This is a genomic window from Paraburkholderia solisilvae (assembly GCF_902859875.1).
GTDB classification, from domain to species: Bacteria; Pseudomonadota; Gammaproteobacteria; order Burkholderiales; family Burkholderiaceae; genus Paraburkholderia; species Paraburkholderia solisilvae.
In genome coordinates this window covers 1-22,656 of the sequence record NZ_CADIKF010000028.1, presented here as the reverse complement: position 1 = coordinate 22,656, position 22,656 = coordinate 1, and the positions used below count along the sequence as shown (strand labels likewise).

At 63.5% G+C, this 22,656-nt stretch carries 20 protein-coding genes; 13 read left to right on the top strand and 7 right to left on the bottom strand.

Translation table 11 applies throughout. The features are described from left to right. The first annotated feature begins 30 nt into the window (after nt 1–30). The 4 genes from HV675_RS17975 to HV675_RS17960 all read left to right on the top strand — a co-directional run bounded on the left by HV675_RS17975 (nt 31) and on the right by HV675_RS17960 (nt 3,089). A complete protein-coding gene (locus HV675_RS17975) occupies nt 31–423 on the top strand; it encodes a response regulator (protein WP_175112285.1) in 393 nt (130 codons plus the stop codon). Between the two features lie 243 nt (nt 424–666). Beyond that, a complete protein-coding gene (locus HV675_RS17970; protein WP_175112284.1) occupies nt 667–909 on the top strand; it encodes a hypothetical protein in 243 nt (80 codons plus the stop codon). A 618-nt stretch (nt 910–1,527) separates the two neighbouring features. Then, a complete protein-coding gene (locus tag HV675_RS17965) occupies nt 1,528–2,601 on the top strand; it encodes an aldo/keto reductase (RefSeq protein ID WP_175112283.1) in 1,074 nt (357 codons plus the stop codon). 50 nt (nt 2,602–2,651) lie between these two features. Continuing rightward, a complete protein-coding gene (locus HV675_RS17960; protein WP_217478162.1) occupies nt 2,652–3,089 on the top strand; it encodes an allene oxide cyclase barrel-like domain-containing protein in 438 nt (145 codons plus the stop codon). A 161-nt stretch (nt 3,090–3,250) separates the two neighbouring features. On the opposite strand, the gene HV675_RS17955 is transcribed toward HV675_RS17960, so the two are convergent. Both HV675_RS17955 and HV675_RS17950 read right to left on the bottom strand, forming a co-directional pair. After that, nucleotides 3,251–4,114 (bottom strand): hypothetical protein, encoded by an 864-nt coding sequence (locus tag HV675_RS17955; RefSeq protein ID WP_175112282.1) that lies wholly within the window; start codon nt 4,112–4,114, stop codon nt 3,251–3,253. A 558-nt stretch (nt 4,115–4,672) separates the two neighbouring features. Further along, nucleotides 4,673–4,993 carry a hypothetical protein gene (locus HV675_RS17950; protein WP_175112341.1) on the bottom strand — a complete coding sequence of 107 codons (321 nt, stop codon included), beginning with the start codon at nt 4,991–4,993 and terminating at the stop codon, nt 4,673–4,675. A 583-nt stretch (nt 4,994–5,576) separates the two neighbouring features. Between HV675_RS17950 and HV675_RS17945 the strand changes: the two genes are divergently transcribed. From HV675_RS17945 to HV675_RS17915, 6 genes are all read left to right on the top strand, one after another. Beyond that, a complete protein-coding gene (locus tag HV675_RS17945; protein WP_175112281.1) occupies nt 5,577–7,481 on the top strand; it encodes a VRR-NUC domain-containing protein in 1,905 nt (634 codons plus the stop codon). Further along, nucleotides 7,478–9,880 carry an ATP-dependent DNA helicase gene (locus HV675_RS17935; protein WP_246270362.1) on the top strand — a complete coding sequence of 801 codons (2,403 nt, stop codon included), beginning with the start codon at nt 7,478–7,480 and terminating at the stop codon, nt 9,878–9,880. The genes HV675_RS17945 and HV675_RS17935 overlap by 4 nt, the downstream gene beginning before the upstream one ends. A 14-nt stretch (nt 9,881–9,894) precedes the next feature. Next, nucleotides 9,895–10,383 carry an SRPBCC family protein gene (locus HV675_RS17930; protein WP_175112280.1) on the top strand — a complete coding sequence of 163 codons (489 nt, stop codon included), beginning with the start codon at nt 9,895–9,897 and terminating at the stop codon, nt 10,381–10,383. 222 nt (nt 10,384–10,605) lie between these two features. Further along, nucleotides 10,606–11,385, top strand: coding sequence for an acetoacetate decarboxylase (locus HV675_RS17925; RefSeq protein ID WP_175112279.1), 780 nt, complete (start codon nt 10,606–10,608; stop codon nt 11,383–11,385). Nucleotides 11,386–11,407: 22 nt separating this feature from the next. Then, nucleotides 11,408–12,190 (top strand): 3-hydroxybutyrate dehydrogenase, encoded by a 783-nt coding sequence (locus HV675_RS17920; protein WP_175112278.1) that lies wholly within the window; start codon nt 11,408–11,410, stop codon nt 12,188–12,190. Between the two features lie 12 nt (nt 12,191–12,202). Beyond that, nucleotides 12,203–13,456 carry a DUF3734 domain-containing protein gene (locus tag HV675_RS17915; RefSeq protein WP_175112277.1) on the top strand — a complete coding sequence of 418 codons (1,254 nt, stop codon included), beginning with the start codon at nt 12,203–12,205 and terminating at the stop codon, nt 13,454–13,456. Between the two features lie 159 nt (nt 13,457–13,615). Here the strand turns inward: HV675_RS17915 and HV675_RS17910 are convergent, their stop codons facing one another. Continuing rightward, a complete protein-coding gene (locus HV675_RS17910) occupies nt 13,616–14,668 on the bottom strand; it encodes a phytoene/squalene synthase family protein (RefSeq protein WP_175112276.1) in 1,053 nt (350 codons plus the stop codon). 194 nt (nt 14,669–14,862) lie between these two features. On the opposite strand from HV675_RS17910, the gene HV675_RS17905 reads away from it, so the two are divergent. Then, entirely contained in the window at nt 14,863–15,273 is a 411-nt protein-coding gene (locus tag HV675_RS17905; protein ID WP_175112275.1) for a DUF3597 domain-containing protein, read from the top strand. A 111-nt stretch (nt 15,274–15,384) separates the two neighbouring features. On the opposite strand, the gene HV675_RS17900 is transcribed toward HV675_RS17905, so the two are convergent. From HV675_RS17900 to HV675_RS17890, 3 genes are all read right to left on the bottom strand, one after another. Next, the gene (locus HV675_RS17900; protein ID WP_175112274.1) at nt 15,385–15,537 is read right to left on the bottom strand and encodes a hypothetical protein; all 153 of its coding nucleotides are present in this window, start codon (nt 15,535–15,537) and stop codon (nt 15,385–15,387) included. Nucleotides 15,538–15,578: 41 nt separating this feature from the next. After that, complete coding sequence (locus HV675_RS17895; protein WP_175112273.1) at nt 15,579–15,731, bottom strand: DUF3563 family protein; 153 nt, start codon at nt 15,729–15,731, stop codon at nt 15,579–15,581. Between the two features lie 293 nt (nt 15,732–16,024). After that, nucleotides 16,025–17,158 (bottom strand): porin, encoded by a 1,134-nt coding sequence (locus HV675_RS17890; RefSeq protein WP_175112272.1) that lies wholly within the window; start codon nt 17,156–17,158, stop codon nt 16,025–16,027. 493 nt (nt 17,159–17,651) lie between these two features. Between HV675_RS17890 and HV675_RS17885 the strand changes: the two genes are divergently transcribed. After that, the gene (locus tag HV675_RS17885) at nt 17,652–18,368 is read left to right on the top strand and encodes a response regulator (protein ID WP_175112271.1); all 717 of its coding nucleotides are present in this window, start codon (nt 17,652–17,654) and stop codon (nt 18,366–18,368) included. 208 nt (nt 18,369–18,576) lie between these two features. Then, on the top strand, nt 18,577–20,007 hold the full coding sequence (locus tag HV675_RS17880) for an ATP-binding protein (protein ID WP_246270361.1): 1,431 nt from the start codon (nt 18,577–18,579) through the stop codon (nt 20,005–20,007). Between the two features lie 164 nt (nt 20,008–20,171). On the opposite strand, the gene HV675_RS17875 is transcribed toward HV675_RS17880, so the two are convergent. Beyond that, a partial coding sequence (locus HV675_RS17875) for a mechanosensitive ion channel family protein (RefSeq protein ID WP_175112269.1) occupies nt 20,172–22,656 on the bottom strand: 2,485 nt, incomplete at its 5' end.

Here is a 22,656-nt window from a genome sequence, read left to right as displayed (position 1 = left end):
TTGCTGACAGTAAGACAACAGGAGAATTCAATGCCGACCCGAAGCGCCGCGCGTCTGCTTATTGCCGACGACGACCCGAACTTACTAGCGGCATATGTCCTGTTCTTCGAGGCACAGGGGTATCAAACTCGCGCAACCGGAGATGGGGCGCACGCGCTGGCCGAATACAGTGCGTGGCGTCCGAACGCTGTTGTGCTCGACGTTCAGATGCCAGGCATGGACGGGCGAGCGGTGGCCAGAGAGATCCGGCATCTGCAATCGGCGCCGGCCCCGTTACTGGTGGCGATTACCGCACTGACATCGCTGGCCGAACAGGATGAATCGCTTAGAGCGGGGTTCAACCACCATTTTGTAAAACCTGCCGACCTCCCGGTCATTCTGGCCGCGATAGCGAACCACGTTCGCCCCGCCGACAGTGATTAGCCGTGACCTCGACTCAGCGATCGGCGACCGCCTTCGGGCAGCACGACCGACCAGGGCAGTCATGAGCCGCTCCTTGCGTTGAGTGACGTGGCGCAGGATAGGGAGCCCCCGTAAGCAAGCAGACCGCAGGCGTTACGATGCATGAAAATATAATGTTGCGACGCAGCATCTATCGGGCTATGCTGATTCAGGCGGGACGATGGCATCGATGGCCAATCAAGGTCCCGGTCTGCGGAGGCACCTATGAAACATCCGCGCTCGTTGCCCGAACTGACGCTTCATGTGTTCGAACAGGATGGTGGCTGGCACTGGGGGATCACCATAGAGCGACCGCATGGCACGGGCAAGAAGGTGGTTGCGTTCAGCGAGAATGTATTTCGCTCAGAAGCGGAAGCACACGCCGATGGAAAAAGGCTATGCGATTGCGAAGACGAGGCGAGCCTGCGTCGATCTTTGATGGCGCCACCGGTCACCCCGGAGGACTGAACGCGATGAATTTCACTTCGCCGGAAATCGCTCGTTGGTGTTGAGTCGCGTGAGCGGCCGGGCCAACGCGGGTCTCTCGATCGTGGTACTGATTGTTGCCGTAACAGACAATCCCTTCAGATCTCGCGGATGTAAACGCAGAGTGTAACGACTTGCCCGCCGTCCCCCGCCTCGGACGATGAGACCGTCCAGCGATTCGCTCTCCCAGCACACGGCTTTCGTGTTTGCGTACGCACGAAGCTTGGGTCGACCGTATTGAAACGACAGCGGAGCCATGGCGTCGCCTCGCGTGAACGTCAATGTCCCGGTCTTCGGCGTCGCGATATCGCTGTCCATGAGGGGCGCCCATCGGCGCACCGTCGTGAATCCTTTGCGCGCGGGCGCGAGTTGCTTCAATCGCGAAGGCCCGTTAGCAAGTCACGGCCAGGTTCGCGAAGGTTTGCTGCGCTTCGCACGCAACCTGTACCGACCGGTCACAACGCATGTAGTCTTCAACTCCGCGAAGCAGAACGACCTGCATTCGCGCCGGCCATGTCTTCACGCCGACCTTTCATTCTTCCTGTTTAACGGTGTCGGTCGCGCCGCGCGCGGCATAGACCACGCCTGCGAGGATTCGCTATGCCGCTAGACTCATACGTGACGCTTGGCCGTTCGGGCCTGCGAGTCAGTCCGCTTTGCCTCGGTACCATGACCTTTGGCGAGGACTGGAATTTTGGCTCGAATGTCGCCGACTCGCAGGCGATTTTGAGCCGCTTTATCGAGCGCGGTGGAAACTTCCTTGACACCGCTGATATTTATACCAAAGGCCATTCGGAAAAAATTATCGGCGATTTTCTGGCCGGTGACAGGTCGCGCCGCGATCGATTGGTGATCGGCACCAAGTTCGCATCGAATCTGTACCCTGGCGACCCCAACGGCGGCGGTTCGAGCGCAAAAGCGATGATTCGTGCGTGTGAGCAATCGTTGCGCAGGCTGCGCACAGACTATATCGATCTCTACTGGCTCCACGGCTATGATGTGCTGACACCGATCGACGAGACGATGCGGGCACTGGACAATCTGGTAACGTCAGGCAAGGTCCGTTACCTCGGGTTCTGCAATACGCCCGCGTGGCGCGTCTGCCAGGCGCAGATGCTGAACCAGATGAACGGCTTTGCACCGCTTATCGCGACGCAGGTCGAATATTCGTTGGTCGAACGAAGCGTCGAACATGAAATTGTGCCGATGGCGCAGACGTTGGGCCTCGCGGTGATGCCCTGGGCTCCTTTGAAATCCGGTGTGCTGTCCGGTAAATACGCACGCTCCGGCGGCAGCGGACGTGCGACGGTGTTCGGCATTCCGATCGGCGAACGAGAGCATGTGCTGATTGATGCGCTGCGCGCCATAGCTGACAAACATCACACGTCGGTGGCCGCCGTGGCCTTGGCGTGGTTGTCGACGCAACCCGGTGTCGGGCCGGTGATCATCGGCGCCCGCACGCTCGAGCAACTCGACGAAAATGTGCAGTCACTCGATGTCGCACTGGCGGCCGATGAAATCGCGGAGCTCGGGCGGATGACCGCTCCGGCGCCTACTTCGCTGTCGCAGATCATCGCGCAGGCCCGCCCGGCGATCCAGAACGGTCTGACGGTGAACGGATTCCCGAGCACGGCGTCGCCGTTTGCGCCGACCACAGACGATGACCGTTATTAGACCGTTATGAAAGGCTGATCATGCGATTGAACAGACTGGCACGAGCTGGCGTGCGTTTTCTCGCTTGTTCAGCACTGGCCATTTCATTGCATGCGTTCGCTTCGGACAACACGATCGTGCTGAACACAATCGCCGATGCGAACGCAGGGACGAAGACCCCCGTCGATCTGGGCGCACACGGTCCGTCGCAAGGCGATATTTTTGTTTTCGATCAGCCATTGCTGGATCTACAGCATAAAGTCATTGGCAATAACGGCGGCTTCTGTATCACCGTGAGGCCGGGCGTCTTCTCGCAATGCCAATGGACCTTGCAGCTTGGCGACGGGACGATCACAGTCGGCGGTCAGGAAGCAGCGTCTGGACCCTCGACACTGCCGGTGATAGGCGCCACGGGCGCCTATCAGCAATACAACGGGGTGTTAGTCACCAAGCCACTGCCGGACGGCACGTTCAGCCAGATCATCACGCTGCGCCGCATTGCCCGATAGCTTTCGTTCCCGTCGAGCAGGCGTTCGGGTTTGCAGCCGCGCAACTGATCCTCGCCAGCATCGCCATGCACATGGACGATATCCGGGCCGACTGGCGCGCTGTCGATCAACGCATCGCAAAGGGAGACCGGCGGGTTAGCGATCGATCTCCCGACAATGCGTCATCGCTCTGCGGACGCGTAAACTTCGGACTCCATTGCGGCGATCATCTTGTCGCCCCACAAGACCTTGGCGCCAAATACATACCGCCCCAGCGACGGAAACGAGCTGATACATGCAACTTCGAACGTCAATCTGGCCGCTGCGGGCGCCAGCTGGAACGCATCCACGTTGAGATAGCCGACACGGTAGTTCGTCTGTCGATCCAGCATGTTGTGCAACAGCGCGGTCCTCGCCTGACCAAACGTATCGGCAAGAATGGCGACCGGCCAGGACGGGTAGTTATCGAAATGCCCGGCGAAGTTCTCGGATTCCACTTCGCTTGTGCGAACAACGATGTTCTCGGCGCCGATGGACAGCACGTCAAATACGACGGGGGTGGAATACGGCGACTTGTCGGCCTGTGGGATCGTACCTGTATGGTGTCCGCTAAAGATTCGGGAAAAGACTTCGTGTGAGAGCACTTGATACTCACACCAAAGATGTGCGGCAAGCGATCCGCAATGACCCAAAACTTCGGCGGTCATCGTCCTGCGGCTGCGGCTCGTCACGGCGGCGACCGCGATGCCGCTTTCCTTTTGCACGTCGTCGGTATTCGGGAGCAGTTTTAGGCGGCCCTTGCTAGCCAGGTAATAGGTCATGTCATCCGGCCCGTCGAGGGCCGCGGCACAACTGCCGAGTATCGCCAGATGACGGCCCAGTTCCGCAGACGAAACCGGGCCGAGCTCGAAACCCGTTGCCTGCTCGGCGCTGAACATGCCGAATATCGCTTTGTCGCGCAACCTTGCCTTGAGTTCGGAGAATGCGAAATACGGTCGATGCACTGCAATGCGCTTGCAGATCTTGGCAATATCTAGCGATTCCATAAAGTTCCAGTTGGTTGGGCGCCCGTCTTTGCTCACTGACGCGGTGCCAGTACGCCTGTATTCTGACCGTCTGAAAAAGTCGAAATCTGAACTTTTGTGAACGCCCTTTGCTTCAGGCTGCTTGCCGCTGCATTCAAAGGCGCGTATCAAGGGACCGGCACAAAGCTCGAGCGGCTTTGAGCAGGCAGGCGCAGCGGTATGCACTGCGATAGGCGCGAATGTGTGGATTTGTCTCGCGTCGCAGATTCGCGGATTCGCGGATTTCGTAAGGATATCGGTTGCGGCCCAAGCCGGACCCGTCGACGTCTGCATGCCGCATGAGCTCGAGTTGCTCACGCTCTTATCGGCAATTGCGCACCGGTAACGAGGTTCGTTGCGAAGCCGTTGCTATCCGCGACGCTCGAGAGCGTCGGGATCGTGTACGCCTGGTTTAATGCCGCCCCTGCTAGTCGCGCGACGGGGGCGCCGGCCGCAATAGCGCCTGCGCCCCATGCGATTGAATCGCTTGCCGTTTTCCGCTTGCACTTATTCGCGGCTAGTTGTCATTTTTAGCGGCTGTTATTGGCCGGCAGCCGGCGATACGACGCTCGGGGTTGCCAGCGTGTTGTTGCTCTTGGGAGCGCTGGTGCCCGACGTCGAGTTGCTGTTCGTGCTGCTCGGCAGACCCGAGTTCGGCGACCTCGCGGCCGAGCCGCTGTCCGAGTTGGTCGTGCCTGGCGTGCCGTAGCTGCTCGTTGTACCGTTCACCTGGTTTGCCGGGCTAGCGGTGCTGCCTGTCGAACCGCCGCCGCTCGAGCCTCCGGCCGTCTGTGCATAAGCGCCGCCCGACAACGCGAGTGCGGCGACGGCCGCGATCAATGCGCTGGTAGTCTTGGTCATCATCCGTTCCTCCTTGATTGAACTGGAATATCTATCGACGCAGACGTTCGCCTGCTTGACGATGAATTCAGCAATCACCGTGCCGCTCGACGGCACGCGAACGAGTGCATGCAACCGGCATGTAGAACTGAATTTCCCGGAATTGTGATAACCAGTGGCTACTGCTCGATATGAAGAAATCGAAAATAGCTAAAGAGCCGATTCTCCGCAGCATTTCCGCTGAAGCAGCGAGTGCGCGGCGCCGACGGATTGTCGACGATATGCACAGTTATCCTGACCGACTGGTACTCACCGCCCGGAGACCGTCGACTAACCTGTCAGTCTCGTAAATTTGCCGGGACATCCGCCGGGACATCCCGTTGCAATCTGGCCAATTCGTGTCAATGCGGCGCCTTCCGACGACGACGGGATAGAGAAGCAGCTCGGTGATCGTGCAAAAAATCCCAGTTTCACGGGTTCCACGTCCCGAGGCGGGTGTTGCATCCGCGCCCGCGGGTGCATTGCCATGATGGCTGTATAAATATACAGTTCGTCTGTTTGCCTATCATGCCGGCCTGGTCGTCCAGTCCAGGCCTTTAGCGCCGTGCCGAACGATACTCCCGATCCGCTCTACTACCTGCGCAACTTCGAACGCGCGCTGGCATGGCTCGCCGAGCGCTATGCCGACCTGCTTGCCGATGCCGAGCACGCATGGCTGCACACCTTCGTGCACCTGCCGGAAGCGTCGCGCGCGTTGCTCGTGCGCATGCTGATGCGCAAAGGCGTGTTGTTTCGCACGAGCCGGCTCGCGTACCGCGAGATCGGTTGCACGCTCGCGGCGGCCGCGCCGCTTATCGAGGCAGGCTGGGTCGACGCGGATGCGCCGTTGACGCTCGACGAGCTATTCGACCTGTCGACGCGTGCCGAATTGCTGTCGTGTTTTGCGGCGCAGCTCGCGGGCGTGAAGACCGCGCGCAAATACGAGTGGCTCGCGCCATTGCGCATCGCGCATGCCGATCCGCGGCCTTACGCGCAATGGCATCCGCAAGCGGATGAGCGCGTATTGCGCGTCAACATCGCGCCGCTGTGCGACCGCTTGCGGTTGATGTTCTTCGGCAATCTGCATCAGGACTGGTCCGAGTTCGTGCTTTCGGACCTCGGCGTGCACCAGTACGAGCCGGTCGCATTCGCGCCGTCGTCCCGGGCGTTTCAGCAACGCGCGGACGTCGATATCTTTCTCGCGCTGCACACCTGCGGCGACGCGCTCGACGCGCTTGGCGCAGTCGATATGCTTGACAAACGTGACCACGATGTTGCGCTCGAAACGCTGTTGTGCGCGGTCGATGCAATTGCAACGGATAACCCGTGGCTTGCGACGCGCCGTGCGAAGCTGCTGTATCGAATCGGTTACCACGCCGAGCGGCGCGGACAATGGGCAGCTGCCATCCATACTTATGCGCGTTGCGCATGGCCCGGCGCGCGGCATCGGCGCATTCGCGCGCTCGAGCGGGCAGGCCGCGCGGACGAGGCGTTGACGCTCGCGCAACATGCGGCTCACGCACCGGAGAGCGAAGAGGAAAGCCAGCGTGTCGCACGCATGTTGCCGCGGCTGCAAAGGCGCGTGGGCGTCGCTTCTTCGCGATCGCCGTCATCGTCACCGATGACGCGCGCTTTGCAACCTGCTTCAGAATCTGCTTCACAACCTGCTTCACATCCCGCTTCACAACTTCTTTCGCAGCGCATCGCCGCGCATGCAAATCCAGTCGAGCGCAGTGCGTTGACCCTCACACGGCCCGCAGCATCTCTTCTTAAACCCACATCCGTCGAATACGTCGTGCTCGATCATCTGAGCGCGCCGGATGTGCCGGTGTACTACGTCGAGAATGGGCTGATCAATTCGTTGTTCGGGTTGCTATGCTGGGAGCCGGTGTTCGCGGCGCTGCCCGGCGCGTTTTTCCACCCGTTTCAACGCGGTCCCGCCGATTTGCATGCGCCGGATTTCCACGCAAAACGTGCGCCGTTATTCGATGCGTGCCTCGCGCAACTCGACAACTCAAGCTACCGCACGACCATTGTTCGGCATTTCGAAAGCAAAGCAGGGCGGCAATCGCCTTTCGTGTTCTGGAACATGCTGACCCGCGAACTGCTCGATCTCGCGCTCGATTGCATACCGGCTGTGCATTTGAAGCGGTTTTGCGAACGGCTGTTGTGCGATATCCGCGGCAACCGCTCGGGGCTGCCCGACCTGATCCGCTTCTGGCCGCGCGAGCGGCGCTACGAGCTGATTGAAGTCAAGGGGCCGGGCGATCGTCTGCAGGACAATCAGCTTCGCTGGCTTTCCTATTGTCATCAGCACGGGATACCGGTGCGGGTGCTCGACGTGCGTTGGGACGAACGCTGTGACGGTGGGCCGCAACCGGAGCGCAACGCCGTCACCAGCACCGGCATTGCCAACACCAACGCCAATACCAACACCCGGGATATGCGCACAACGGAGCCCACCACATGAGTTACATCGTGGCGGTGCGCACCCTTTGCGAATTCACCGCGAGGCGTGGCGATCTCGACCTGCGCTTCACACCGGCGCCAAGCGCGGCCGAAGGCATCACAGGGCACGCTGCCGTCGCCGGACGGCGCGACAGCGGTTACGAAACGGAAATCACGCTGAGCGGCGTCTATCGCGGGCTGACGGTGCGTGGCCGAGCCGACGGCTATGACGCCGGGCGCAACCGGCTCGAAGAAATCAAGACCTATCGCGGCGACCTTGACCGTATGCGAGCGAACCATCGCGCGTTGCATTGGGCGCAGGTGCTGATTTACGGTCATCTGCTGTGCGACGCGCGCGGGCTTGCGGCGCTCGATGTCGCGCTGGTGTACTTCGATATCGTCAAGCAGAAGGAGACGCTGCTGACCGAGCGCCACACGGCCGCCGCACTACGCGCATTTTTCGAAGACCAGTGCGAGCGTTTCATTGCGTGGGCCGAGCGTGAGGACGCGCATCGCGCGGCACGCAACGCATGGCTTGCGAACCTGAAGTTTCCGTACGGCACATTCCGCAGCGGCCAGCGCGAACTATCGGTCGCGGTGTACCGCGCCGCGCGCGACGGACACACGTTGCTCGCGCAGGCGCCGACCGGCATCGGCAAGACGCTCGGCACGATTTTCCCGCTGCTGAAGGCGTGCGCGGAAAATCACATCGACCGCATCTTCTTTCTGACCGCGAAAACACCGGGGCGCGCGCTTGCATTCGACGCGATCGATGCGCTGGCGCGTGCATCGAACGACGAAGAGAACGACGAAGACAGGGCGCCCGGCGACGCGGCTGTCGGCAGCGTCCGCAACACGAGCACGAGCCCTCGCGAATACGCAGGCGATGGCACGCACGACGGCGACGTCCCGCACACCCCGCGCGGCTTTCCGCTGCGCGTGCTCGAACTGGTTGCGCGCGACAAGGCGTGCGAGCACCCTGACAATTCGTGCGACGGCGAGTCCTGTCCGCTCGCACGCGGTTTCTACGACCGCATCGCCGCCGCGCGCGACACCGCATTGCACACCACCACGCGGCTATCACGCGATGCGGTGCGCACCGCGGCGCTCGCACACGACGTGTGCCCGTACTACCTCGCACAGGAACTCGCACGCTGGTGCGACGTGGTGATCGGCGACTACAACTACTACTACGATGGCGGCGCGCTGCTCTATGCGCTCACGCAACTCAATCAATGGCGCGTCGCGGTGCTGGTCGACGAAGCGCACAATCTGCCGGACCGCACGCGCCGCATGTACACCGCGGCGCTCGATCAACACGCATTCAAGGCTGCCCGTCGCGCGGCGCCCGCGGCACTGCGCAAGCCGTTCGATCGCCTGAATCGCGAATGGAACGCGTTGACGCGCGAACACACGCAGCGCTACGAGGTGCTGGCCGCCGTGCCGGCGCGTATGCACGCGGCGCTGCAGAACCTGACCGGCGCGATCACCGACCAGCTTGCCGAAGCGCCGGTCGGCGCGCACGACACGTTGCTGCGCTTCTACTTCGATGCATTGCACTTCATGTCGCTCGTCGAGCAGTTCGGCGACCATTCGCTGTGCGACGTGACGCTTGCCGCGTCGTCGGCCGCGCACGACGCGAGCGCGAAGGCCATGACCTCGCTTTGCGTACGCAACGTGATTCCATCGCCGTTCCTCAAGCCGCGCCACGCGGCCGCGCGCACGACCGTGATGTTTTCCGGCACGCTCGGCCCGCAGCACTACTATCGCGACACGCTCGGGCTGCCCGAGAGCACCGGCTGGCTCGACGTCGAAGGGCCGTTCAGGGCCGAGCAGCTCGCGGTGCATATCGCGGCGCACGTATCGACGCGCTGGCGCGATCGGGAAGCATCGCTTGCGCCGATCGTCGAGCTGATTGCCCGGCAATACGCGGCACGTCGCGGCAACTATCTCGGCTTTCTCAGCAGCTTCGATTATCTGCAGCGGGTCGTCGCCTTGTTGCGCGAGCAACATCCTCAGGTGCCGGTCTGGACGCAGGAACCGGGCATGGACGAAGCCGCGCGCGATGCATTCGTCGCGCGCTTCCGGACTTCGACGCACGGCGTAGGCTTCGCGGTGCTCGGCGGCGCTTTCGCGGAAGGCATCGATCTGGCCGGCGAACAGTTGATCGGCGCGTTTGTCGCGACGCTCGGCCTGCCGCAAGTCAACGACGTCAACGAACAGATGCGGCGCGCGATGCAGGCGCAATTCGGCAACGGCTACGATTACGTGTACCTGTACCCCGGTTTGCAGAAAGTCGTGCAGGCCGCGGGCCGCGTGATTCGCACCGAGCACGACGCCGGCGTCGTGCATCTGATCGACGACCGCTATCGGCGCGCGGAGGTGCGGCGTCTGTTGCCGCGCTGGTGGCGCGTGCAATGAACGGAGAGCGCGACATGCGCATCAGCGAGTACCGGCTGTCGACCGTCTGGCGTCTCGACGCGCCGCTTCACGCAGTGTGGAGCGCGATTCACGATTCGGCGCGCTGGCCCGAATGGTGGAAGAACGTCGAGCAGGTCGCGGAAATCGAAGCCGGGTCGAGCGACGGCATCGGCTCGCTGCAGCGCTACACATGGAAGGGACGGCTGCCGTATCGCGTGGTGTTCGACGTGCGCGTTACGCGCATCGAACCGCTCGTCGCGCTCGAAGGCATCGCAAGCGGCGACCTGGAAGGCATAGGAAGCTGGCGCTTCGCGAGCGAGCGCGGCATCACCGTGGTGCATTACGAGTGGCGCGTGCGCACGCGGCGCGGCTGGATGAACCTGTTCGCGCCGCTTGCGAAGCCGCTCTTTCAATGGAATCACGATTTCGTGATGCACGAAGGCGGCGTCTCGCTGGCGCGCATGCTCGATGCGCGACTCGTCAGTATCGAGCACCGTTCGTGACACTTTGATGTTCGCGATCCGAAACGAATGGCGAGCTTCCCGGACACGCTGCGCCGACACACGCCGATAACACACGCACCTTACATTGAAGTGCGAAATCGAATCGGCAATGTTGCAATTGCATCAATGTATTTTTTTGCAAAGTGAGAACAGAATTGCATCGCCTTCCTTTACGATTGCCAGTGTGCGCCACGCACGCCAAACCCACGAGGAGAGGACACGATGGATATCGATTCGATTCGCAAAGCTGCCTTTGCGATGCCCGTTCATAATCCGGCGTATCCGCGCCCGCCGTTCCGCTACAGGAATCGCGAATACTTCATCATTTCATACGAAACCGATCCCGACGCACTGCGCGCCGCCGTGCCCGAGCCACTGCAACCGGCCGACGGTCTCGTGCATTATGAATTTATTCGCATGCCCGATTCATCCGGTTTCGGCGATTACACCGAAAGCGGCCAGGTGATCGCCGTGCGCGATCCGCAGGGCAAAATCGGCAACTACACACATTCGATGTATCTCGACGACGAAGGCCCGATTGCAGGCGGCCGCGAGATATGGGGCTTTCCGAAGAAGCTCGCGCGGCCGCGCATCTCGGTGGACGGCAATGACACGCTGCTCGGCACGCTCGATTACGGCACCCAGCGTATCGCAACCGGCACGATGGGCTACAAGCACAACCTGTGCGACGCGGAAAGCGAGCGCCGCAAGCTCGCGGAAACGCCGAACTATCTGCTCAAGGTGCTGCCGCACGTCGATGGCACCGCGCGCGTGTGCGAACTGGTGCGTTTCTTTTTGCGCGACGTGACGGTGCTCGGCGCATGGAGCGGGCCGGCCGCGCTCGAACTGCATCCGCACGCGCTCGCGCCGGTTGCGGACTTGCCGGTGCGCCGCGTAATCGGCGCGCGTCATCTGATCGCGGACCTCACGCTCGATATCGGCGAAGTCGCCTTCGACTACCTCGCCGCAGTCGATACGTTGAAGGCTGCTGCAAACGAATAACCCAAACACGGAGAAAACGAATATGTCGTTGAACAACAAAGTCGCCGTCGTCACCGGCGCGGCAAGCGGTATCGGCGAGCAGTGCGCGCGCAAGCTCGCATCGCAGGGCGCGAAAGTCGTCATCGCCGATCTATCGCTGAAGAATGCACAACAGGTCGCAACCAGCATCAACGACGCGGGCGGCAGCGCATTCGCCGTTGAAATGAATGTGATCGACGAAGACGCGGTGAACCGCGGCATCGACGCCGCCGTCGAAAAATTCGGCAGCATCGACGTGCTGGTGTCGAACGCGGGCATCCAGATCGTCAATCCGATCGAAAACTACGCGTTCTCCGACTGGAAGAAGATGCTCGCGGTGCACCTGGACGGCGCGTTCCTCACGACTAAAGCGGCGATTCGCCATATGTACGACAGCGGCCGCGGCGGCTCGATCATCTATATGGGCTCGGTGCACTCGCATGAGGCGTCGAAGCTGAAGTCCGCCTACGTGACCGCAAAACACGGTTTGCTCGGCCTCGCGCGCGTGGTCGCGAAAGAGGGCGGTCCGCGCGGCGTGCGCGCGAACGTCGTGTGCCCGGGCTTTGTGCGCACACCGCTCGTCGACAAGCAGATTCCCGAGCAGGCGAAAGAGCTCGGCATCTCCGAAGAAGAAGTGATCAAGCATGTGATGCTCGGGGACACGGTGGACGGCGAGTTCACGACCGTCGACGATGTCGCGAACACCGTGGCGTTCCTCGCGGGTTTCGAATCGGCCGCGCTTACCGGGCAATCGATTGTCGTCAGCCACGGCTGGTACATGCAGTAACGGGGGAAACGCATGAGCAGCAAGACCCATCAACCGGCGGGGCGGGCGGGTGCCTTCGTGTTGCCGCGCTATGACGAGATTGCGCTGGTTTTGCAAGGCGGCGGCGCGCTCGGTTCTTATCAGGCCGGCGTTTACGAAGGCCTCGCCGAGGCAGGCGTTCATCCGCACCGCATCGCGGGCGTATCGATCGGTGCGCTGAACACCGCGATCATCGCGGGCAATCCGCCCGAGAAGCGTGTCGACGCGTTGCGCGGATTCTGGCATGCGATCTGCCATCCGCGCGGCTGGCTCGGCAACCTCAGCACATGGGCGTGGCCGGGCATCGACCAGCACGACCTGACGCGGCGCTGGGCGAGCATGCAGGCGGCGACCCGTGCGCTGATCGAAGGGCAGCCGGGCTTTTTCGCACCGCGTTTTCCGTTGCCGCTCGCAGGGTTCTCGAAGGTGAGCCCGAACGAGGTCAGCTACTACAACACGGCCGCGCTGAAAGAAACGCTGCTCGCGTTCGCCGATTTCGACCGCATCAACGATGGCGATATTTGCGTGTCGGTCGGCGCGGTCAATGTGCGCACCGGCAATCTGACGAGCTTCGTGAATCGCAACATGCGTCTCGAACCCGAGCACTTCATGGCGTCGGGCGCGTTGCCGCCGGGCTTTCCGGCGGTCGAGATCGACGGCGAGTTCTACTGGGACGGCGGCCTCGTGTCGAATACGCCGCTGACCGAAGTGCTGCGCGATGCGGATCAGAAGGATACGCTCGTATTCCAGGTCGACTTGTGGAGCGCGCAAGGAAATCTGCCCGGTGATTTCCTTGACGTGTCCGAGCGTGCAAAAGACATCCAGTACTCGAGCCGCACGCGCGCGATCACCAATATGCTCGCGGAGCGCCAGCGCAATGCGTGCTTTATCAAGGAACTGCTGAAGCACGTGCCAACCTCGGTAATCAAGGCCGATCCACTGTTCCGGCATGCGGAAAAGCTCGCGGACGGCAGCGCGATCAATGTCGTGCACCTGATCTACAAGAATAAATCGTATGAGGGGCACTACAAGGACTACGAGTTCAGCATCGATACGATGAACGAGCACTGGGAAAGTGGGCTCGAAGACATTCGCGATTCGTTTTCCCATCGTGAATGGTTCGACGTGCCGAGCCGCGATATCGGGTTCGTCACGCACGACGTGCACCGTCCGCAGGGGAAGACGCCGCAGTCGGACAAGGACCTGCTCGAACTGCGCGGCGACTCGCAGGAAGAAGAGGCCGCGTAGCATGCGCATTCAGCACGCGTGAGCGCATGCTGTACCGATTGCCGATGCCGGTTCCAGCGCGATCCGCTGGGCCGGCATCGGCATCTACATCTGCGCTGCTGGAAGCGTACCTTGTGACGGCGTTGTTTAGAGACGGCGTTGTTTAGAGACGGCGTCGTATTAGAGACGCCGTTGCCTGTCGACGCGCTCGATCAGCTGTTGCATCCACCCGCGCAGCAGCGCATTCGACATCACCGACGGTATCGAGCGCGCGAGAATGCGGTACACGTCGCCGCGCGTGATTTTCGAGGCGCGGCCGGGTTCGAGCCATGCCGGGTTCGCCACCAGCAGTTCCAGCGTTTCGAGGCCGATCACGATCGGCCACACGCACGCGAGCCGCAGGCGGACCGCGCGCACCGGAATGGCGGTCGTATAGTCGAGCGCCGCGCGATAATGCTCGAGCGCCTTACCGACCAGTTCCCGCATCACCGGTTGCGCACGCAACGACGCGCCGGGCTCGAGCAGATCTCGCGGTGCGATGTCGAAACGGTCGAGCAGTGTCGACGGCAGGTAGCAGCGGCCGATGCGCAGATCCTTGCTGCAATCGCGCAGCACGTTGGTCAATTGCAGCGCTTTGCCGAAACGCACACCGCGATCCACCATGACCTGCGGGGCTTCGGTGAGCGTGCCCGGCAGGTGCGCGTAAGTCATCTTCGTCCAGAATTCGCCGACGCACCCGGCGACCATGTAGGTGTACCGGTCCAGCTCATCCCACACGCGCAGCGCGACGAGACGGCCCGACTGTTCGTCGGGAAACGTGCGCAGATCGAATTCCATTCCTTCCGTGAGCGTCGTGACGATCTCGCGGACTGCGCGGCGGTCGTCGTCGCTCAGTTGCGGCAGGATGGCGAGCGCGGGCTCGAGCGATTCGAGCAGTACCTTCTCGTCCGATTGCGTCTGTTGCGCGGCGACCTGCCCGGCGACACGTTGCAATTGTTCGCGCTCGTCAGACGTGCCGCTCACTGCGGCGCGCAACGACAGCAGCAACGCGAGCCGTTCGGCGGGCGGCACGATCGAGGTGTCCGCAATCGTATCGGCGGCGCGCGCGAGCAGATAGGCGAGACCGATCGGGTCGCGCATGCCGGGCGGCAGCACGCGTAAGGTCAGGTAGAACGAACGCGAAACACCTTTCAGCAGCGGGCCGAGCAGGAAGGCCCGGGTCGTGTTGGGCATGAGCGGGATCGAATGGATGCGGGTCGGATTAAAAGGCTGCCGCATTGTATACGGCAAAACGGCGCGGGGGCGCCGACGCAGCCCGCGCGCTGGAATCATCAGTCGTTTGCGACATGATTTCGTTACCGGTGCGGTCTGATCCATCGACTATGCTGGGAGTTGCTTCACTGCCCCTTCACTTCGCGGAGAAAGTCATGAGCATTTTCAGCACGATTCTCAGCAAGATATTCCCGGTGGGTCATCCCGCTACGCAGACCAGCGCGGACACTGCGTCCGCTCAGGCACCGGCTCAGGCAACCACTGACGCGCCGGCCAACGCGCCCGTGCCGGCGCCGGCGGCCGCAGCGCCGGTCGATGTCGAAGCGGTGCTGACGAACCTCGCGCAGCAACGCCCGGAAACGCTGAACTGGCGCGCATCGATTGTCGATCTGATGAAACTGCTCGATCTCGACAGCAGCCTCGCTGCGCGCAAGCAACTCGCGCAGGAACTGCATTTCAGCGGCGATATGAACGACTCCGCGCAGATGAATGTGTGGCTGCACAAGCAGGTGATGGTGAAACTCGCGGAAAACGGCGGCAAGGTGCCGGACGATCTGAAAAGCTGAACGCATGCGGCCGGGAGCGTGCGACTCACGCGTCGGATCGCGCGTCCGACGCTGCCGTCCGTTGCCGCGCGGCGCATGTCGCACGCACCCTCAGCCGACCCATGCCATCCATCAGATCCGATGCCATACGTGATTGATGCCAGGCCGGTGGCGGCGTTGGTAGTCGGCATGACGCGCTTCGTACGAGTAATCGCTATCGAGCGGCAGGTCGGCATTCGGGAAGCGGGGAGCAAGCCGGTCCAGCAGCATGAAGAGGTAGCTCATGTCATCCTCCAGCGTATCGGTTGTGCGCGGGTGAGCGGCGCTCAAAGGTTGCTTGCGACGTCGCGCGAATCGTAGTGCCGCAGGCGGCGCTCGACTTCCGCGAGGTCGGCCGATCCGGCCAGATAGCGGTCCAGTTGCTGCTGCTCATTGCGATCGAACCAGCTGCCAATCTTTTCGATAAGGTATGCGAACATGATCGTCTCCGGTGGGTGACAGTGTGGGGCAGAAGAAGCTCTGCCATGACACCCATCGTAGCGGCCGACAATGAGCAAAGAATGAGGTCTGCGCACGGCACGGCAGCCGGGCGGTGCACACTATCCGGGCGCATTACCTTGGTGCGCTGCCGAGGCGCAAACCGAGGCGAACTACCGAGGCGAACTACCGAGGCGAACTACCGAGGCGAACTACCGAGGCGCACTACCCGCGCACAATACCCGGGCGCGCTACCGGCGCCGGATGCGTACCGCGCGCCGCCGGCGCGCCGCGCTCAGAACCGGTGCCGCAATCCCACAGCCACGACCAGCTGCTGATCGTTCGACGAAGGGCTCTGCGCCGCGATATCGGCGGTGAGCCCGGAACCATCGCTGTCGATGTGCTGATAGCTGCCCTGCAAATACACGTCGGTGCGCTTCGAAAACAGATAGTCGGCCTGCAGCGACACCTCGTGCCATTTCGGACGATGCGCGCCGCTCGCCGTCGATAGCGCGCCGTCCGTGAAGGTGTACTCGCCGCTCAGGCTCAGCGTCGGCGTCACGAGATAGCTCGCGTTCACCTCATAGTTGCTGAAGCTCGCGCCCTGACCGTTCTGCACGAGCCCAAGGCTATTCGGGCCGTTGATCGTATCGAGCCCGCCCAGTTGCGTACGCGTCCACACCACACCGACACGCGCCGGCCCGAACGCATACGCGGCGCCTGCGCCGTACGTGCGCTGCGACGTCGCGACAAAAGTGGCGTCGGTCAGCGTTAACGCGCCGTTCGTGTTGCCGCCGCCGTCGTTCGCCTGGAAATAGCCGGCGGCGACCGTCAACGGACCCGCATCGTACGATGCGCCGAAGCTGTAGAGCCGGTTATTGTCGAAGCCGGTGTCGTTCGAGAAGCCGTATAGCGCGCCGAACTGCAGGCCCGCGTAGTTCACGCTCGCGTACTTGATCGAATTGTTCACGCGGAACGAGTTGTTCAGGTTGTCGTTGTCGTACGGGTGCGCGGCGAGATTGTTGCCGCCCGGATGCATGCCGGTGAAGCTGAGCGGCGCGACGTAATCGACCACCGAGTCGTACTGGCGGCCAAGCGTTACGCTGCCGAGGCGCGTGTCCGACAGGCCGGTATACGCCTGGTAGCCGAACAGGCGTCCGCCCTGGCGCAGCGTGCCGTTCGTCACGCTAAAGCCGTTCTCGAGTCTGAATATAGCCTTCGTGCCGCCGCCGAGGTCTTCGCTTCCGCTCAGCCCCAGGTGGCTGCCGGTCACGTCGCCGCTGGCTTCCTGCCACGCGCTGTGGCCCTTGACGTTATTCGTGTAGAAAATGCCCGCGTCGATCAGCCCGTACAGCGTGACCGCCGCTTGCGCGTGCGCGGTGCAGGCGTAGCCCGCCGCGCACGCGGCGGCGATAAGAGTGCGCTTCATCGTCGTCCCGTTGATAGCCGCCGCCTGTGCACGCGGCCGCGCGGCCGGCTGCGCCGGACGCGCGCGCTGCATGCGGCAGGCGCGGAAGTCGGGCTGGCTGGGCCGTTGCGTCGGTCGGCTGGCTATCCCCGGTGAAAATCGAAATGGGCATGTCGGCCCGGACTGCTGTCACCTTCCGCTTGAACCGCGTGAAAACCGCACGAACTGCGCGCGTCGTGCGCAACCGGCGTCTCACCCAGGCCAACAGCACGTCGAAAGCGTTCTGCAAGCATTGCACCGCGCGGCCGCGTGGTTTCCCGTGCGGCAAGTGATGTCCGGAAAACCGACATGCTATAGTTCTCGAATGAGAACGATTGCTATTTGAGGCGCCAACTTTAGCGGCCGAATGTAATGGCAATGTGTTGAGACGGCGCGCTTTTGTAATGGAATGTGTTGGCACGCAATTCACGCCGGAACGCGCCGCGCACGAACGAAACGAAGAACCAGGCTTCAGATGGACCACATACTCGTCGTCGACGACGATCCGAACATCCGGCAATTGCTGCGCGACTACTTGCACGGCATGGGCTACCAGGCGAGCGCCGCGAGCGGCGGCGCGCAGATGAAACAGTTGATGCGCGGCGCGCGTGTCGATCTGGTTGTGCTCGACCTGATGCTCGACGGTGAGGACGGCCTCGACCTGACGCGCGAGTTGCGCGTCGACCATGACGTGCCGATCATCATCCTCAGCGCGCGCGGGGCGTTGCTCGACCGGATTCTCGGCCTTGAAATGGGCGCCGACGACTATCTGCCGAAGCCGTTCGATCCGCGCGAACTGGTCGCGAAGATCAAGGTGGTGCTGCGTCGCGCGCGCGGCCTCGCGCCGGCGCGCCGCGTGGCCGACGCCAGCGCGTTTGTCGGCTTTGCCGGCTGGCGGCTCGATACGCGGATGAAGCAGATGCTGTCGCCGGACGGCCTGGTGGTGTCGCTGGGCGGTTCGGACTACCGGACGCTGCGCACGCTGCTCGATCATCCGAACCGGCCGCTGTCGCGCGAGTTTCTGCTCGATCGCGTGTTTGGCAAGGAGCACGCGCCGCTCGATCGTTCGATCGATGTTTGCGTCAGCCGGCTGCGCCATCATCTGAAAGACGCGGCACGGCGCGCGGGGCTGATCCGCACGGTGCGCAACGAGGGTTACATGCTGGTGGCCGATGTGGTTCACGAGGCATGAGATCGCTTTGTGAACCGCGAGTGAACCGCGTTGTGAATCGCGCAGTGAAACGCTTGCGTACCGATCGAGCCGGGCGCCGATGAAACAGCGCCTGCTGCCCCGCTTAGGTTCCCGCTTAGGTTCCCGCTTGAGACCTCGCTTATGGCCTCGCTTGTGGTCCGGCATAGGGCGTCGCTTATGGCCGGACACACTATTCGGGCGGCTCGTGATGATTCTCGCGATCGGCATGTTCGCGGGGCAACTGCTGACCAGCACGATCTGGTTCGACACCCATCAAAACCGCACGCTCGAGATGCCGGCGCGGCTGTTCGCGAGCCGTCTCGCGGATTCGGCGCGCCTGATCGCGCTTGCGCCGGACGATGCGGCGCGTCGCGCGCTCGCGCAACAGCTCAGCGATGCGAACTATCGGCTGCAGTGGGATGCATCGCCGCCGGCGGCATCCGGTGCGCTTTCCGCGGCGTCGGCCGAACCGGCTGCATCGACGGCTGCGTCTACGTCCGCGTCCTCGGTCCGGCGCGCGCCCATCGTGCAGCATGTGGTCAGCGAGCTGATTCGCGGCGTGCTGCAGCGGCGCATCGGCACGCCGCTCGATCTGCGTGTGCTCGAAGCCCACGTTCATGACGACGCGGGTGGACGAGGCGGCATCCTGAGCCTGTTCGATTCACCGATGCCGACCGCCGATTTCCACGCGCAACTGCAACTGCATGGCGCGGGCTGGAGCGGCCGGCTCGACGCACGCGCGAACGAAGGCCAGGCCGATGCGCTGACCGAGCCGCGCACGCTCGCGCTCGACTACCTGGTGCGGATCTATCTGATCCGCTTCACGGCGGTGTGTCTGCTGGCGTTCATTGCGGTGCGCTTCGCGGTTCAGCCGCTGCGGCAGCTGGCGAAAGCCGCCGATGCGCTGGGCCGCGATATCCACCGGCCGCCGCTGCCGGTCACCGGCCCGTCCGAAGTGAGAAGCGCCGCGCAGTCATTCAACGCGATGCAGCGACAGCTTGCCGACAGCATCGCGCAGCGCACGCGTTTTCTGGCTGCGGTATCGCACGACTTGCGCTCGCCGCTCACGCGCTTGCGGCTGCGCGCGGAAATGCTGCCGGACGCGGCGTGGCGCAAGCGTCTACGGGGCGATCTCGACGACATGGAAGCGATGGTGAGCTCGACGCTCGATGCGGTGCAGGGCATCGAGATCACGGAGACGCGCCATGAGATCGACCTCGACTCGATGCTCGACAGTCTTGCGCAAGATATGCGCGAAGCGGGCGAGCCGGTGAGCGTCGCAGGCTGTGCGGGGCGGTCGGTGCCCGGCTATCCGCGCAATTTGAGGCGCTGCCTGCAGAATCTGCTGGATAACGCGGTCCGCTACGGCGAGCGTGCGGAGGTGCAGGTCGTCGACGCGGGGCGCAGCGTGCGCATCGAGATCAGCGATCGCGGGCCGGGGATTGCCGATGCGGCGCTGCGTGAGCGCGTCTTCGAGCCGTACTTCCGGATCGCGTCACGGGGAGGCGCCGCCGGCACCGGACTCGGCCTGACCATCGCGCGTAGCGTTGCAGCCGCGCATGGCGGCACATTGACGCTCGCCAATCGCGCGCAGGGCGGCCTCGATGCGGTGCTGACGTTGCCGCGCGAAGCGGACTGAGGCCGACGCCCAACGCCGATGTCGAAACGCTGTTCGACAACGACAACCACATTGCAACCGGCCACCGCCCCGCCCGGGCAACCGCGTCTTCCAGGTGGAGACCAACAACGACGGCGCGCCGCCGCCCGGGCACCCGGAAACATCAAACGACCCGCTCAATCCGCCTAGTTCGGTTTGGCGCCGCTTCCCCGATTGCCGCTCGAGTCCTGTTCGTTCGCATCGCGTGCACCACGTGTGCCACTCGCGCCCCGTACGCCGTGGTGCGCATCGGCGTCACGCTCATCATCCGCGCCATCGTCCTGCGGTTCACCGCGGGCATTAAGCTGCGCAACCGGCAACTGCCCATTTTCCGGCGCAAGCACCGAGCGCTGCGGATTCGCAATCGCAATGCCGCGTTCGTTGAAGCGCTCGAAAATGCGCCGGTTGAATTCGCGCTGTACGCCCCAGCGCGCGGAGTCGCGGCACTGCACCTGGCCCGAGAGCGTGAGCGACGCGCCGTCCACCGCATCGACGCCCCAGTATGCGAAGTCCGACAGAATGCCGTCCTTGAACTGGGCGTCCTCACGCAGCGATGCGCCGATCTCCTTCAACGTATCGATCGCCAGATCGAGGTCCGCGCCGTACACGATGCTGACCTTGACCGCCGCGTTGCCGAGCCCGCGGTTCGTATTGTTGACGGTCGACACCGAACTGAACGGCACCGTGTACAGCGACCCGTCGCCGCCGCGCAGCCGCACCGTGCGAATCGACAGATACTCGACGGTGCCCGACACGCCCGCGAGCGTCACCCAGTCGCCGACCTGCATCGCGTTTTCCATCAGCAGGAACATGCCGGTGATGAAGTCCTGCACGAGCTTTTGCGAGCCGAAGCCGAGCGCGACCCCGAAGATGCTCGCGCTCGCGAGCAGCGGCGCGGTGTTCACGCCGAGTTCGGAGAGGCCCGTCAACACCACCACCAGCGCGATCACCGCGAACAGCACGCTGCGCAGCATCGGCAGCAGCGTGCGCAGGCGCGCGGCCCGCAACAGGTCGCCGCTTTCTGTCCAGCGTGCGAGACGCCGCTCGACTGACACATTGGCCGCCTCCCACACGAGCAGCGCGATCACGGCGGCGACGAAGATCGTCACGAGCGCGGACGCGAGGCGGTGGCCGATCGTGCCGACCGCGAAGAACTGCCACACGTCCACATGCCAGACCTGCAGCAGGATCATCACCGTCGCCAATGTGATCACCAGATAGACGACGCTGCGCACGAGCGGATAGTAGCGATACGCACGCTGGTGCACGAGCGAACGGCCTTCGTCCTCTTCGGCGTGAAACAGGCGGCTGAGCGCGCCGAACACGATGATCGACACGACCCGCGCGCCGATCAGCACCGCGACCGAAATGCCGCCGAGATGCAGCAGCGTGCGGTAGCCGTTCTGCACGTCGAGCGCCCAGACAAACCACAGCGCCATCACGACGAAGATCGCGACGCCGGTCCACAGGTCGACGAAGCCTTCGCCGACCAGCCTCACCGGGTTGCTGCTATCGCGTGCGCGCGACCGGATGACTTCGGCGACCGGCTTGCGGCATTGCAGGATCATCAGCGACAGCAGGACGTGGCCCGCCAGCGCGACGAGTTTGACGAGCGCGGTATGCGCGGATTCGGACAGGCCGAGCGCAAGCGCGATTTCGATAAATGCCGCGCCGCCGCCGATCGCGCTGACGATCCAGACCACCCAGCGCTGGATGACGATTGCCCAGCGGTCCCGCATGCGCAACAGGCGCAATGCCGGCGCATCCGGCTGCAGGAAGAAGCCGCATGCGATCACGATCGCGCGGCAGAGCACGTACGTGTCGATCAGCGTGCTGAGCGCGCGGTCCTGCGGTGTGCCGTCTTCGGCGAGGACCGACATCAGCGCGCTGGCCGCCGCGACGAACACGACGAGCGGCAGCAGACGCAGCAGCAGTTGCAGCGCGGCGAGCGGCAGGCGTTGCAGCAAGGTCCAATGCGCCGCGGCGTGGCGCTGGCTGCGCGCTTGCTTGATGTGCTGTTCGACGCCGGCCGCGGTGGGCGATCCAGCGGCGGGTACAACAACGGCTGCAGGGGCTGCGGCGGTATCCGATGTCCGCGCGGCCGCGGCGGGCACGCCGGCGGTCGATACCTGCGCGACGTCGCCGCTTTGCGCCGCCGGCACGCCGGCCGCCTGCGCGGCTTGCGCCGCTTCGGCGTTCGCGTCGGCCTGCGCCTGGGTGTCCGCTTCGTCATCCTGCGCGCGCGCGAGTTCGGCTTCGCGTTGCTCGCGGCGCTCGGCGATCGCCACACGCGAGCGCCGCAGCAGCCGGCGCGCGATCCATTCGATCACGATCGCCGGCAGCAGCGTGCCGAAGATGGCGAGCAGAATCGACGCGAGCCGCGCGCGTTCCTGCGGGTTCTGTATTTCGCCGCGCCACCAGTCGCGCACGGACGCGGTGTCGAGCAGCACGACGATCGAATGCCGGGTCGACGCCGCCGCCTGTTCAATCCAATGCGCGCCTTGCCGCGCGAGTTGCGCGGCGAGCCCGTTCGACTTGAGCGCGAGCGGTGCGCTAGCGGCAGCCGCCGCGGCTGCGGCGCTGGCCGTTACGGCCGGGCTGGCCGGCACGGGTGGCGCGGCGAGCGCGCCG